This is a genomic window from Burkholderia sp. BE12, from assembly GCF_002959955.1.
Taxonomy (GTDB): domain Bacteria; phylum Pseudomonadota; class Gammaproteobacteria; order Burkholderiales; family Burkholderiaceae; genus Burkholderia.
This window is the reverse complement of the sequence record NZ_PREY01000005.1, coordinates 146,382-159,818: the sequence shown is the minus strand read 5'-3', so window position 1 is coordinate 159,818 and position 13,437 is coordinate 146,382. Positions and strand designations below refer to the sequence as shown.

The 13,437-nt window shown below is 67.1% G+C and carries 16 protein-coding genes; 11 read left to right on the top strand and 5 right to left on the bottom strand.

The genetic code is table 11. The features are described 5' to 3' along the window. Positions 1 to 8 precede the first annotated feature (8 nt). Together C4B30_RS07410 and C4B30_RS07405 are read right to left on the bottom strand one after the other, a co-directional pair. A complete protein-coding gene (locus C4B30_RS07410; protein WP_027782690.1) occupies positions 9 to 407 on the bottom strand; it encodes a serine kinase in 399 nt (132 codons plus the stop codon). Between the two features lie 28 nt (positions 408 to 435). Continuing rightward, the gene (locus C4B30_RS07405; protein WP_105132233.1) at positions 436 to 1,005 is read right to left on the bottom strand and encodes an HrpB1 family type III secretion system apparatus protein; all 570 of its coding nucleotides are present in this window, start codon (positions 1,003 to 1,005) and stop codon (positions 436 to 438) included. A gap of 377 nt (positions 1,006 to 1,382) precedes the next feature. Between C4B30_RS07405 and sctU the strand changes: the two genes are divergently transcribed. The 6 genes from sctU to sctS are packed head-to-tail and all read left to right on the top strand — an operon-like array spanning position 1,383 to position 7,431. Beyond that, the gene (gene sctU, locus C4B30_RS07400) at positions 1,383 to 2,441 is read left to right on the top strand and encodes a type III secretion system export apparatus subunit SctU (protein ID WP_027782688.1); all 1,059 of its coding nucleotides are present in this window, start codon (positions 1,383 to 1,385) and stop codon (positions 2,439 to 2,441) included. A 5-nt stretch (positions 2,442 to 2,446) separates the two neighbouring features. After that, positions 2,447 to 4,423: an FHIPEP family type III secretion protein gene (locus C4B30_RS07395; RefSeq protein ID WP_027782687.1), complete on the top strand. Its 1,977-nt coding sequence runs from the start codon at positions 2,447 to 2,449 to the stop codon at positions 4,421 to 4,423. Further along, the gene (sctP, locus tag C4B30_RS07390) at positions 4,386 to 5,384 is read left to right on the top strand and encodes a type III secretion system protein SctP (RefSeq protein WP_234015411.1); all 999 of its coding nucleotides are present in this window, start codon (positions 4,386 to 4,388) and stop codon (positions 5,382 to 5,384) included. The genes C4B30_RS07395 and sctP overlap by 38 nt, the downstream gene beginning before the upstream one ends. A gap of 7 nt (positions 5,385 to 5,391) precedes the next feature. Further along, positions 5,392 to 6,516: a type III secretion system cytoplasmic ring protein SctQ gene (gene sctQ / locus C4B30_RS07385; protein WP_105132231.1), complete on the top strand. Its 1,125-nt coding sequence runs from the start codon at positions 5,392 to 5,394 to the stop codon at positions 6,514 to 6,516. Next, positions 6,503 to 7,159 (top strand): type III secretion system export apparatus subunit SctR, encoded by a 657-nt coding sequence (sctR, locus tag C4B30_RS07380; RefSeq protein ID WP_089501517.1) that lies wholly within the window; start codon positions 6,503 to 6,505, stop codon positions 7,157 to 7,159. The genes sctQ and sctR overlap by 14 nt, the downstream gene beginning before the upstream one ends. 8 nt (positions 7,160 to 7,167) lie before the next feature. Continuing rightward, positions 7,168 to 7,431, top strand: a complete 264-nt coding sequence (gene sctS, locus C4B30_RS07375; RefSeq protein WP_027782683.1) for a type III secretion system export apparatus subunit SctS — start codon at positions 7,168 to 7,170, stop codon at positions 7,429 to 7,431. Here sctS and C4B30_RS35815 read toward each other — a convergent pair. Continuing rightward, entirely contained in the window at positions 7,401 to 7,586 is a 186-nt protein-coding gene (locus C4B30_RS35815; RefSeq protein ID WP_234015410.1) for a hypothetical protein, read from the bottom strand. The genes sctS and C4B30_RS35815 overlap by 31 nt on opposite strands. On the opposite strand from C4B30_RS35815, the gene C4B30_RS07370 reads away from it, so the two are divergent. The 5 genes from C4B30_RS07370 to C4B30_RS07350 all read left to right on the top strand — a co-directional run bounded on the left by C4B30_RS07370 (position 7,578) and on the right by C4B30_RS07350 (position 11,037). Then, positions 7,578 to 8,630: a helicase gene (locus tag C4B30_RS07370; protein ID WP_234015409.1), complete on the top strand. Its 1,053-nt coding sequence runs from the start codon at positions 7,578 to 7,580 to the stop codon at positions 8,628 to 8,630. The genes C4B30_RS35815 and C4B30_RS07370 overlap by 9 nt on opposite strands. Before the next feature lie 120 nt (positions 8,631 to 8,750). Then, entirely contained in the window at positions 8,751 to 9,791 is a 1,041-nt protein-coding gene (gene hrpD5 / locus C4B30_RS07365) for an HrpD5 family protein (RefSeq protein ID WP_230469077.1), read from the top strand. 23 nt (positions 9,792 to 9,814) lie between these two features. Then, positions 9,815 to 10,075 carry a hypothetical protein gene (locus C4B30_RS07360; RefSeq protein WP_011660757.1) on the top strand — a complete coding sequence of 87 codons (261 nt, stop codon included), beginning with the start codon at positions 9,815 to 9,817 and terminating at the stop codon, positions 10,073 to 10,075. 173 nt (positions 10,076 to 10,248) lie between these two features. After that, a complete protein-coding gene (locus tag C4B30_RS07355; RefSeq protein ID WP_006765597.1) occupies positions 10,249 to 10,458 on the top strand; it encodes a hypothetical protein in 210 nt (69 codons plus the stop codon). 123 nt (positions 10,459 to 10,581) lie between these two features. Then, positions 10,582 to 11,037 (top strand): molecular chaperone Tir, encoded by a 456-nt coding sequence (locus tag C4B30_RS07350; RefSeq protein WP_027782680.1) that lies wholly within the window; start codon positions 10,582 to 10,584, stop codon positions 11,035 to 11,037. A 174-nt stretch (positions 11,038 to 11,211) separates the two neighbouring features. Here the strand turns inward: C4B30_RS07350 and C4B30_RS07345 are convergent, their stop codons facing one another. Further along, positions 11,212 to 12,636, bottom strand: coding sequence for a secretin N-terminal domain-containing protein (locus C4B30_RS07345; protein ID WP_105132229.1), 1,425 nt, complete (start codon positions 12,634 to 12,636; stop codon positions 11,212 to 11,214). After that, the gene (locus C4B30_RS07340) at positions 12,633 to 13,418 is read right to left on the bottom strand and encodes a response regulator transcription factor (protein ID WP_034185277.1); all 786 of its coding nucleotides are present in this window, start codon (positions 13,416 to 13,418) and stop codon (positions 12,633 to 12,635) included. Before C4B30_RS07340 ends, C4B30_RS07345 begins: the two co-directional genes overlap by 4 nt. Positions 13,419 to 13,437: the final 19 nt, after the last annotated feature.

The following is a 13,437-nucleotide window of genomic DNA, read 5'->3' as shown; positions in this document are numbered from 1 at the left end:
ACGTCAAGTCACTGGTTCTTCATGAGCGTCTGCACGGCGTCCTTCGACGACTGCACGGTTGCCATCTTCACCTGCAGATCGGCATTCAGGCTTGCGATCTCGAGCTGGATGGTCATGTCGGCGGCGGCAAGGCGCTCCATCGACAGCGCGCTCATGTGCTGAGTCATATAGAGCACGTCGTTCGGCACTTGCCGGTAATAGTCCGCCTGCTCCTCGACTGCTTTCGTCACGAGGTCCGCGCGCTCGGTCGGGTGGACGGCTGCCGCATGCTGGCGCTCCGAAGCCATCATCGCCTGGAATTTGTCGACGAGCGGCTGCGATACCGCGTCCGCATTCGGCGCCGCGGGCGTCGTGCCGGTGACGCGCGCCAGTTCGTACTGGAGTTGCGATGCAGTCGTGATGCTCATTTCGTTTCTCCTGGTAGGGGCAACAGGCTCAGACGCGCATGTACTGCATCGTCAGCAGCATGTCGCTGGATGAGGACGACGGCGTCGCGACCGCTTCGCCGTCTTCGGCATGCGCTCCGTTCTCGAACGCGAGCGCGGAATCCGGCGCAACGAAGCGGCCCGTGCGCTTCGCGGTCGCGACCGCCTGCTTCAGCTCCTCGCTCGCAAGCAGAACCTTCGCGAGCCGCTCGACCTCTTCGTTGCCGCCTTCCTCCAGCAGGTGTCGGGCCTCCTCCTGCCAACCGAACTCCTGGCGGGCCTTCAGGCACTGCAGCAACATTCCCTTGCTGGCCGGCAGGCAGACCGAGCGCTCGACCAGATTGCGAAAGAGCCGTTCGGCCTCGCTCCATTCCTCGCGCACCATATGCAGCCAGCCGTCGAAAAACGCGAATTCGGCGGAATCCGGGCGCAGCAGATGCAGTACTTCGACGAGGTGCTCGAGATCGTCGATATCGACTTGCTCCGGCGTGCCCGCGCGGGCCATTGCCACCCTGACCAGGTCGACGATCGCGCCGACGACTCCCGATGGGCACTGCGGCCGATCCTTCAGAACGTCCATCCTTTCCCCCAAGGAAATCAGATTCGATCCGATGGGCCACACCCGATGAGGCGTGGCCTTCCGTTGACGCTAAGTTACGCAACGCGATGGGCGCGCCACCTGCCGGGCACGAAGTCGCACAACGAATTGCGAAGCGCCGCATGCGATGGGCGCCGGTCGGTGCCGCTGCCGCGAACGTCTGCGCTCGTGCCCGCCGCCACGCGGGTTGCCTTTGCTCATGCGGCCTGCGCCCGAGCGACGCGCCGTCGCGCCGCCTCGCTTCGCAGCCCTCGTCCTTGCTTCGCATCGCCATCGCGCCGGATACCGCGGCGCCGCTAACGTTGCATCGGGCCGCCCCATCCCGGGTGCGCGCCTGAGACAAGCGAAGGACAGCGGTCATGAGCGACGAGAAAACCGAAGAGCCCACAGACAAGAAGCTGGACAAAGTCCGCGAGGAAGGCCAGGTCGCGAAGAGCTCCGACCTCGTCGAAGTCGCGTCGCTCGGCTCGATCGTGCTCGTGCTGACGGCGGGCCAGCATTACCTGGCCGATACGCTGCGCGCGATCGTCAAGGAGGCGGTCGATTTCACCCACGGCGAGCGCGAGTTGCAGGACCTCTGGACCGTCCTCGTTCATATCGGCCTGCAGGCGCTCGGCCTGCTGTGCGGGATCGCGGCCGTTGCGCTCGTCGCCGCCATCATCGCGCTCGCCCCCCAGACGGGGCTCAAGTTTTCGCTGAAAGCCGTCATGCCGAAGCTTGCGTCGGTCAGCCCCGGCTCCGGCTTTCAGCGCATCTTCTCGATGAACTCGGCCATCGACCTCGCGAAGATGGTCGGCAAGGCCGCGGTTCTCGCCGCCGTCATGTGGCAGACGATCAAAAGCGCGATGCCCGTGGTGGCGAGCGCGCTCGATCAGTCGGTACCGCAGTTGATTGGCGTGCTGTGGTCCGTGCTCATGCATGTGGTCGCGGTCGCGCTCGGCGTGTTCGTCGTCATTGGCGCGTTCGACTACAAGCTGCAGAAGTGGCTCTTCATCCGCAAGAACCGGATGTCGAAAGACGAGGTGAAGCGCGAGCACAAGGAGAGCGAAGGCAACCCCGAACTCAAGGGCGAGCGCAAGCGCATGGCCAGGGAGATGTCGCAGGAAGGCCCGAAAGGCGGTGTCGCGCGCGCGAACGTCGTCGTGGTCAACCCGGTTCACTACGCGGTCGCGCTGCGCTACGACCCGGCGGAGTTTCCGCTGCCCGTCGTCCTCGCCAAGGGCCTCGACGAGCAGGCGCTGCGGCTGCGCCAGCAGGCGATGCACGCGCGCGTGCCCATCGTCGCGAACCCGCCCGTCGCGCGCATGCTGCACAAGGTGCCGCTCAATCAGCCGATTCCCGAAGAACTGTTCGAAGTCGTCGCCGCGATTCTTCGCTGGGTGGACGGCCTCGCGCCTCAAACCGCCACCACGGAGTAGTGGACATGTTCAAGACCATGAAACTGCCCGGCATCGGCGAGGCCGGCATCGCCGTCCTGCTGATCGCGATCGTCTCGCTGATGATCCTGCCGCTGCCCCCCGCCATCATCGACGGGCTGCTCGCGATCAACATCATGATCAGCATCACGCTACTCATGGTGACGATGTACGTGGGCCATATCGCCACGCTCTCGGCGTTCCCGTCCGTGCTGCTCTTCACGACGCTTTTCCGGCTCTCGCTGAATATCGCGTCGACGAAGTCGATCCTGCTGCATGCCGATGCCGGCGAAATCATCGAAAGCTTCGGCCAGCTCGTCGTGGGCGGCAATCTCGTCGTCGGCCTCGTCGTGTTCGTCATCATCTCCGTCGTGCAGTTCATCGTGATCGCCAAGGGCTCGGAGCGCGTCGCCGAAGTGGGGGCCCGTTTCACGCTCGATGCGCTGCCCGGCAAACAGATGAGCATCGACGCCGACTTGCGCGCGAACATCCTGACGCCGGACGAGGCCCGCAGGAAACGCGCGAGGCTCGCCATCGAAAGCCAATTGCATGGCGGCATGGACGGCGCGATGAAGTTCGTGAAAGGCGATGCGATCGCCGGCCTCATGATCACGATGATCAACATCGTCGCGGGCATCGCCGTGGGCGTCGCCTATCACGGCATGTCGGCCGGCGAGGCGGCCAACCGCTTCTCGGTCCTCTCGATCGGCGACGCCATGGTCTCGCAGATTCCCTCGCTGCTGATCTCGGTGGCCGCGGGCGTCATGATTACGCGCGTGGACGAAGGCGGCGACCATGGAAATTCCTCCCTCGGCGAAGACATCAGGCGCCAGTTCACGAGCAGCTCGCGCGCGCTGTACTTCGCCGCGCTGCTGCTCCTCGGCTTCGCCGCCGTGCCCGGTTTTCCGGCGGCGCTCTTCGCGCTGCTCGCCGGGCTGCTCGGCTTCGTCGGCTACCGTCTGCAGAAAAAGCAGGACGGTCCGGCCAAAGGCGCCGGCAAGCCCGTAGGGGCACTGCAGCGCGCCGGTGCCAAGGGCGACGCGCCGTCGATCCTGCCACGCCCGCCGCAGTTCACCTGCCCGCTCGGCGTGCGCCTCGCAGCCGATGTCAGCGCGCGTCTCGCGGCCGATGCCCTTGACCGTGCGTTCGACGCACAGCGCCATGCGCTGCAATCGGAAGTCGGCCTGCCGTTCCCCGGCATCATGATGTGGTCCGACGGCACACTGCCCGAAGACAGTTACGAAGTGCTCATCTTCGACGTGCCGCAAGGACGCACCACGCTCGCCGAAACGCGCGCGGTACACGCGGCGGCCGACGGCGGCGCCGCGGACGCGCCTGCCGCCGCCGCGACACCGGAAGCATTGATTGCACGCCACACGATCGACCTGCTGCGGCGCAATGCTCATCTCTTTCTCGGCATTCAGGAAGCACAGTGGATGCTCGATCAGCTCAACGAGGACTACCCTGGACTCGTCGCGGAGGTACAAAAGGCACTGCCGCTGCAGAAGATGGCGGACGTGCTGCGCCGGCTGCTGGAGGAAGGCGTGCCCGTGCGCAATATCCGCAGCATCACCGAAAGCCTGATCGTCTGGGGACCGAAGGAGAAGGACATGCTGATGTTGACCGAATACATCCGCATGGAGCTCGGCCGGCTCATCGCCTATCGCGCGACGGGCGGCGTGCGGGATTTGCCCGTCGTACTCGTCGACGTTCAGGTCGAGCAGCACATCCGGCAGTCGATCAAACAGACCCCCACGGGCAACTTCCTCGCGCTGCCGCCCGACGAAATCGCCCAGCTCGTCGGCAAGATCGCCGACATCGTCGGCGATACGCCGCGCCAGCCGCTGGCGCTCGTCGCCTCGATGGATATCCGGCGCTACATCAAGCGCATGATCGAGGCACCGCTGCCCTGGCTGCCCGTGTATTCGTACCAGGAGCTCGGCGCGTATGTCGATCTCCAGCCCGTCGGCCGCCTGGCGATGTGATCGGGCGAGCCGCGCCATGCACTCCTCCGCCCCTCATCGCGCCCGCGTCATCGCGGCGCCGGCCACGCACACCGATCCCGCACCCGAGATGCCGGCCGCGCAGTTGAGCCGCCAGGCCGCCCTTTTTCAGCGCCTGCGCGAAGGCGTGCGCGCCGGCGCCTCGGAAACGCCCGGCGACGAGCAGCCATGCGCCGCACCGGCCGCGCCTCCCTTCGCCGAGCAAGCCGCCCCGCTCTACCCGGTCGCCGGGTTCGCCGCGGACGAACATCGCGACGATGCCGGCAGCGGCGAGCGCGACGACGACGCACAGGCCGGCTCCGGCGACGAACGCGATGACGCTGCCGCGCACGCTCCATCGGCAGCGCAGGTGCCGGCTCCGGTACCTGCGACGATTCATCCGCCCATGCATTCGACGATGCGCGTACCGGTGCATTCGGCCATGCATGCGCTCATGCATGTGCCGGCCTATTCGACGATGCCTGCGCCGACGCCGATGCCGGCGCGCGGCGCGGCGCCGCTTTCACCGCCGAGGCCGCCCAACGCCCGGCCATCGACGGCTGCGCCGGACACGCCGCGCGTACAAGCCGCGCGCGGGCCGCAGCGCCCCGGAGCAGGCGGCCCGCACGCCGTGGTCGCCGTGCGGGCACCGGCGCGCACGGGCCAGGACATGAACCGGTTCGTCGATTCGATCGTCGCCGAGGTGTCGGACTTCTGCGCCAATCCGATCGTGTTCGAAAGCGGCGACTGGCAGATCACGATTCCCGTCGATCCCGCGCTGCTGCCAGGCTGCACGTTGAGCCTCGCGCTTTCGCATTTCCAATTGACGCTTCGCTTCGACACCACGGACGCACGCTCGCGCGAACTAATCTCACAACATGCAGCGACGTTGCGCGCCAGCCTCGAAGAAGTGATGCAAAACCGCTTCGACGGCGCGCGCAGCGTCGAGATCATCGTCACGTAAAACCAATATGGACACCACACGAACGCTACTGACGGACCACGTTGCGGCGGGCGCCCAAGCGCCGGCGGCGGCCGTCTTGCTCGATCCCGCGCGGCTGCCCGCGCTTGCGGCCGCCACCGCGCGCCAGCATCGGCTCGCCGTCGACGCGCGCCTGAGCGCACTGCTCGCTCACGCACTCGGCGTCTCCGCCTTCAGCGTCGGTGCGCACGATTTCGTCGAGCCGGAGCGCGCCGCCGTCGTGCGCGTGCGCTGGGGCATGGAGACGGCCTCGGTACGCATCGACGTCGGACAGCACACGGGGCTCGCGAGCGTCGTCGCGTCGGACGAGCCCGTCAACGAGCGCTTGCGCCATGCCGTGTGCGCCATCCTGCTCGATCCGCTGCGGCGCGCGCTGCAAGCGCTCGGCTTCGACGGCGTGGAAGTCGTCTCGCTCGAACGTGCCGCGCGTCAGCCGCTGAGCGCGCCTTGCTGCGCGCTCTCGCTGCGCGTCGGCGATACCCGCTTCGATGCGGTTATCGAGCACATCGACAGCGGCTGGCTCGACGCGCTCGAAACGCTCGTGGCCCGGCAATGCACGCCGTTCGCCACCCACGTCAGCGAGATCGCCGTACCGGGCCGGCTGCAGATCGGCGAGAAAACGATGAACGTGACGACGCTCGATTCGCTGCGCGCGGGCGACGTCATCTTGCGTGCCGTACCCGAAGCCACCCGCGCGCTCTTCACGAGCGAGCGGTCGTCCGCCCCGATGCAAGTCGTCTGGGGCCGCTACGGGACGCGGCAGCTGCGCGCCGTGGCAGACGTCACCCACCACCTGATGACCTTGAGCGAGGACCCCACCATGAGCCACGAGACGCAGTTCAACGCGCCGCTTACCGATTCGATCGACACGCCCGTCGAAATCAGCCAGCTGGACCTGCCGCTGAAGCTGGAGATCGACACGGTTTCGATGCCGGTCGCGCAGCTCTCGGCGCTGCGCGCGGGCTATGTGCTCGAGCTTCCCACCGCGCTGCCCGATGCGCGCGTGCGGCTCGTCACCTATGGGCAGACGATCGGCTTCGGCGAACTCGTGAGCGTCGGCGATCATCTCGGTGTGCGTCTCGTTCAGCTGTCGCGCGGCCATGGTTCAGTTTAGCGATCTCACCGGGCTGCTGATCACCGTCGTCGCGATCAGCCTGATCCCGTTCGTCGCCATGGTCGCGACCTCGTACGCGAAGATCGTGGTCGTGCTCGGGCTGTTGCGCAACGCGCTGGGCGTGCAGCAGGTGCCGCCGAACATGGTGCTCAACGGCATCGCGGTCCTCGTCTCCGCTTACGTGATGGCGCCGATCGGCATGCAGGCCATGCAAACCATGCAGACGATGCACCGTACCCCCGGCGGCGACACGTCGCTCGTCGTGCTCGATGCCTTCGATGCGGCAAAGGAGCCGTTTCGCGCCTTTCTGAAGAAGCACGCGCACGAGCGCGAAAAGCGGTTCTTCGTGCGCTCGGCAACCGTGGTATGGCCGAAGGACATGGCGGCGAAGATCCGTGAGGACGACCTCATCGTCCTCGCCCCGGCCTTCACGCTGACCGAGATGGCCGACGCCTTCAAGATCGGCTTTCTGCTGTACATCGCATTCATCGTCGTCGATCTCGTCATCGCCAACGTGCTGATGGCGATGGGCCTGAATCAGGTCCAGCCGACGAACGTCGCGATTCCGTTCAAGCTGCTCTTGTTCGTCGTCATGAGCGGCTGGTCCACATTGATTCACGGTCTTGTCATGACCTATCGCTGAGGCGCACCATGGAAACCGATACGCTCGTTCGCATCACCTCGCAGGGCCTGCTGCTCTGCCTGTCCGTCTCGATGCCGGTGGTGGCCGTCGCCGCGCTCTCCGGCCTCGCGATTTCGTTCGTGCAGGCCATCACGTCGATGCAGGACCAAAGCATCTCGTACGCGGTGAAGCTCGTGGCCGTCGTGGCCACCGTGCTCATGATCGGCGCCTGGGGCGCCGCCGCGATCCTGCGCTTCGCCAATCAGATCATCACGCTCGCGGTGCCGTCGTGAATTCGCCGATCCGCAACAACCACGGCCACCACGCCGCCGATCTCGCGCAGCAGGCGCAGGCCGGCGCCGAGCACACGGGGCAGATGACCCAGGCGCGCGGCTTCACGGGCGCGAAGGTGCAGCACACGAAAATGCAGCGCGTGCGCATGCAGCACAACAAGATGCTCGCCGCCGCTTTCTACCGCGGCAAGCGTTTTGCCGAAGGCATGCACAAGCCGCCGGCCCCTTCCGCGCAAAAGCTGATGCGCCAGCTCGGCCAACGGCCGCGGCCGGGGGGCTCGGCGAAGACGCAAGGCAAAGACGCATCAGCTCACGAACGACCGGACGACCCGCACGCGCTCGAGCCCAGGCACGAGCACGAGCACGAACACCCGCACGAGCGCGAACGCAAGCACGAGCAGGGGCAGCAGCAAAAGCGCGAGCGCGATCGGCAACACGGCGACGGGCAGCAACAGCATCGCAACGGCCATGGGCACGATCGCGGCTCGAATCAGCAAGGCGAAGAGCAGGGGCAGCCGCAGCAGCGTGCGCCGCGCGACGGGCAGCCTGAGCGCGACGGCCGTCAGTCCGGCGAAGGCCGCGACAAACCGCGCAAGTTCGCGATCGGCAAGGCGGGCCGGGCCAAGGCCGCCGCGCGCAGCCAGCCGCTCGCGGCCACGATGCAACTGCTCGCGAGGCAAAGGCTCGGTGCGCCGGACTTGCCGGCCGAGCTCGCGGCGACGTGCGCGAAGGAGGTGCTGCGGCTTGCCGCGCAGATCGAGCTGGGGCCCTTGCTGGCGGTGCCGATGCTGCTCGCCATGCGCTCGCCGATGGCGCTCCGGCGCAATGCCGCCCGGCTTCACGCGCACCGCCATGCGGCACTGATGCAAAGCGCCGCGACCCCGGGCAAGGCCGCCGCGGTGGCGGGGCTTCTCGGCGTATCGCTCGACAACACGCTCGCGCGCCAGAGCGCGGGCATCGAATACTCGTACGACGATCAATCGATCGCGGCAGTGAAGCAACGCATTCTCGACACGCAAGCCGCGCTGCCGGCCAGCGGGGCACCAGCCGGTGCCGCCGTCACGGGCGGCGCGACGGGCGGCGCGATCGGTGGTCAAACCGGCGCCGCGCGGCAAGAGGCGGCCAAGCCCACGGCCGGCGCTTCGGATAAGACGTTCGAAGTTCGCATGGCGCCGGCTGCGCCAACGGCAAAACCCTAAACTGATTTCGACGGTCAAGGCCTGGCGGCCCGATGCGCGAAGCAGCGAAACGCCGGAGCGACGACCAGCAAGAGCAACCGCAACCGCATGACACACGTCGGATACACGGATACCACGATCATGAAAGCGCTTCGAGTACTGACCGGCACCCACGCCGGAGCCCAGGTCCGGCTCACGAGCGGCGCCTACCGGATCGGCGCCACCGAGCACGCGGATGTCTGCATCAGCGACTGGACGGTCGAGGACATCGAGCTTTGCGTGGGCGAGGACGGTGTGGCGCGGATCCGCTCGGCGAACGGCGACGAGGTGCTCGTGGCGGACTTCGTGGCCGTGCCGTTCGGCGATGTCGTGTTGTGCGTGGGCCCCGATGGCGAAGTCTGGCCGCGCGATCTCGATTTGCTGGCGGGCCTCTGGAAGACGGCCGAGCCGCCTGACGCCGACACCGCGACGGGGGCTGACGCGGAAAGAGGCGCGCCGGATCGGGGCCCGGCCCATGCGGACGAAGCCGGCGCCGACCATGCGCCGGCCGCTTCGCCCAAGGTGCGCTGGCGCACGGCCGTGCTGGCGCTCGCCTGCACCGCTGCGATCGGCGGCATCGCCGTGGCCGGTGTGATGTTCGCGGGCACGCAGTCGAGCGAAGCGGCGAGCGTGAGGTTCGACGCCGACGCGCTCGCACGGCAGTTGCAGGAGGCCCTGCACCGCGAAGGCCTCGGCGATCTGCAGGCAATGGCACGCACGAACAGTGTGGCGGTGCGCGGCATCGTGACGAGCACCGACGAAAGCGCGAAGGCGCAGCGGATCATGGACAGCCTCGCGCGCGGCAAGGTGCGGCGCGAATACGACGTCGCGCAACAAGACGTGGACAACATCCAGCAGTCGCTCGCCAGCACGGGCGCGGCAGTGAGTTACCAAGGCCACGGCATCTTCCGCGTGAGCGGCAGCGTGCAGTCGATGACGACCTTCCGCACGCTGATAGCAGGTATCAGGGCTGACCTCGGCGACAACGTCAAGCGCGTCGACGTCGATGTCAAGGAGGCGCAGGCGCTCACGCCCGATGTCGAGTACACGGCGGTGATCGCCACGGGCGGGCTGCGTTACATCGAGACGCCCGACGGCACGAAGCATCTGTTCGCGAGCAGCAGGGACGAAGCAAACAATTGACCTCGACCACCAAAGGAACCGACATGTACGACGCATTGCTTCCCATCGCGCAGGATTTGAACGCGCTCGATGCCACGCTCTCGGCGCCCGACGGCGCGCAACGGGTCGCGCGCATCGCGGCGGCCTTCGATGAAACCGCGCGCCGGATCAGTACGGCCACGCAGTCCGCGGCCGACGAGCGCGAGCGGCTCGATCTGCAAAAGCTCTATCGCGGGATGATCGCGGCGCGCCGCATCGTGCTCACGCTGCAGGAGCGCCACAGCGCCCGTGGCGCGGCGCTTTGACGGCATCCGCGGCGATACGGAAGACGGTTGAACAGTTTGCAGTTGCAGCATCCGGCTGCGCGTCAGCCGGTCCGGACCGGCGGCCACCACGGCCAAGGGCCTTTTACCGAAGCATCAGGCGTCAACCCACAGCAGTGCTTTTTCCATCACTTTCTTGATAAGGGGAATACATCATGTCTTCATCGATCGGAAGCTCGGGCGTCTCGCAAGCCGGTTCGCAAAACGCCGACATGGTCGGCCAGATGCAAGCCATGGCCAACCAGAACAACGCCATGACGATGGCCGCCATGCAGATCAACATGCAGCAGCAGGAAACGTCGGCGCTCGCGTCCGTCGGCAACAACGGCGCGAAGAACATCGCCGACGCCGCGAAGGGCCAGTAAGCCACTCGCGTTGCCGCGGTCCGTTCGCGCGAGGGGCACGAAAGCGGAAAGCCTGGCTTTCCGGCTACGTGCCCCCGCTTTTTTGCAAGCGGGCCGCCCTATTTTCGCCGGAGATTGCCGCCCATGAGCAGGGAACGTTTCGTCGAGTTGATTCACGAGGTTTGCGCGGTGGTCGGGCTGCCCGACGCCGAGTATGTCGTCGAGACGCAAACGCTCGAGATCGAAGGGTTCGACGTCCATCTCGACCACCACGAGACCGACCCCGATTCGGTCTATGTCAGCTTTCATTACGGCGCCGTCACGCCCGGCCGCTCGCTCGTCGTTTTCCGGCTCATGCTCGAGGCCAACCTGCTCGTCTACGCGCAGGATCAGGCGCAACTGTGCCTCGAATCCGATACGGGCAACGTCGTGCTGCTCGTCCATCTGCCGATAGGCCCGACGATCACCGGCGATTATCTCGCCGATCTGTTCTCGCACTACGCCGAACACGGCCGCTACTGGCAAAACAACATCCTCGAATCGCCCGACGAAATGTTCGAGGGCATCGCCTCGGGCAATTTCATGTGGCTGCGGGCGTAAGCCCGGTGAGCGCAAGCGTGCCTCAGCCAAGGGGCGCATCCGCGCGCGCATCGACGCCTGGCCAGCCATCGCATCCGTTCGTACCCGGCACGTCGCTTCACACTCACGCCATTGCGGGCGCTCGCCCGATCGGCGCTAGGGCCTGTTCACGCTAATAACGGGCTTGCGCTGGCCCTAGGCTGCCACGCGTGGCATCAGCAAGACGAGACGGCGACGCGTACCCTCCTCTCCCGCTCTGCCCGAATCGGGATCGTCCGCGCGGCGCTCGACATCGCTCCCGTGCCGCGCCGGTCCCTCGATGACGAGGCACTCGCCCGGCGCCAGGCTCTCGTCGACGGCCCGATAGCGGCGCGCATCGCGGCGGCGCCCCAGTTCCACGCGCAAGCCGATACGCGGCATCGACGCGGCGCCTTCGACCGTCGGTGCAATTGAGAGCCACAGATCGCGGGCATCGTCATCGGGCAGGTCATCCTCATCGCGGCGGGCGAGACGTGCCTCGTGGCGGTCGATGACGGCCGGCGAGCGGTCGTGCGTGAGCGCCGTTTGCGACACCTCGATTTCGGCGCGGCCGCTCCTGGCCAATGCCTTGAGCTGCGCGAGCAGCGCGCGGCCGCCGTCGGGCGCGATACCTGCACGGTGCTCGCGCGCGGCCGCCGTTGCCTGCTCCGCGCCTGCCCCGTCGGCCATGGCCGGCGGCAGCGCGGATCGCAACGTGTCGAGCGCGTCGCCATCGACATCCACCACCCACGTCTGGACCGATACGAGCTGTGCACGCACGTCCAGGCTGGCGACGAGCGCGCCGTCGGCGTCGATGCGCTCGGCCCGATCGCGTACCAGGATGGAGTTCGTGGTCGCATCCGCTTCGATCGCCGGCAACGCTGCATCGAACTCGACGATCCGCGGTGCATCGGAAACGGCGGCCCCGCTCGCAACGGCCGGGCGCTCGAAACGGCGCCGCAAGAGCGTGGCCACACCGGGCACGACGAGCGTGCGGCCATCGACCACGCGCGTTTCGTCGGCGGCATTCGCGGCACTCAGGCGAAACACCCGCACGGACAAACGCACGCGCTTTCGCGCGTCGCGCTCGAAGCGCTCGGCCGCGGCACGAATACGTTCCACGTAGGTCGCCGGCCCGCGCACGTTCACCGTTTGCGCGGCGGCATCCACCGTCAACGGGAAGTGGGTATCGGCAAGACCTGCCTGCTCGAGCGACGCACGCAGCGCATTCGCCAAAAGGAAGTGAGGCCGGATGGCGACATGCGCCTGCTCGTTCGCGGGCGACACATGCAGGACCGCACCGTCGTAGTACCAGACGAATCCGTACGACCGGCTCATGACATCGAGAAAGCGCTGCGGCGGCATCGCGAAACGGCCGCTCACGGCGCCCTCCACTTGACCGTCGATGCGCAGGGCAACGTGCTGCCCCGCGGCGAAGGCATTCAGGACCTCCGCGAGGCTCGCACCGTTCGTCACGTAGACGAAGCGGGCGCCGGCGCCCCCGGCCCACTCCATGCTCGCCGCCTGCGCATGCACGGTGACCGTGCAGACGAAGGCAGCGACGGCGCCGCGCGCGAGCGCTCGCATTCGTGCCGCGCTCATGCGGCGCCTTCCGGCGACGCACCGGCGCCGGACGCATCGGCGCCCGACGCACCGGCGCCCGTCTGCTCCATATCCGGCTTGAGGGTCAGGCGGTAACCCGTCGCATAGACCGATTGCACGGTCCAGCCGACGCCGGCGGCCTTCAGGCTCGCACGCAGCCGGCTCACGTACATGTCGACGGAGCGGCTTTGCACGGCCGCATCCCAGCCCCAGACCACGCTCATCAGATCCTGCCTCAGCACGACGGCGCCCGTGTGCCGAGCGAGATGCCAGAGAATGTCGAACTCCTTGGTGCCGAGCTTGTGCGCCACGCCCGCCACCACGAGCGAGCGCGCCTGCTGATCGAGCGCGCATTCGCCGTCGACGAACATCTTGCGGCCCTGCACGTTCATCGGCGCGAAGCGCCGCAGCAGCGCGCGCATGCGCGCGAGCAGCACCTGCCTGTCGTAGGGCTTCACGAGATAGTCGTCGGCACCCGCATCGAGTATGCGCACGATGTCGGACTCCGCCGAGTGCACGGTCTGAAAAATCACGGGCATGATCGATTGCGAACGACTGCGGATCTTTTGCAGCAGCTTGTCGCCGGAAACGCCCGGCAGGTCCCAGTCGAGAATCGCGAGATCGGCCCACTGCTCCGACAGAAATTGCTGCGCGTCGAGCCCGCTGTGAAAAGCGTCGACGTGGTAGCCCTCGCTCTTGAGCCAGGAATGGATGAGCGCGTGGTGCGCGACGTCGTCCTCGACGAACAGAATGCGTACGGGTTTGCCTGCAAGCGATTTCATGTGAACCCTTGGTTCCGAC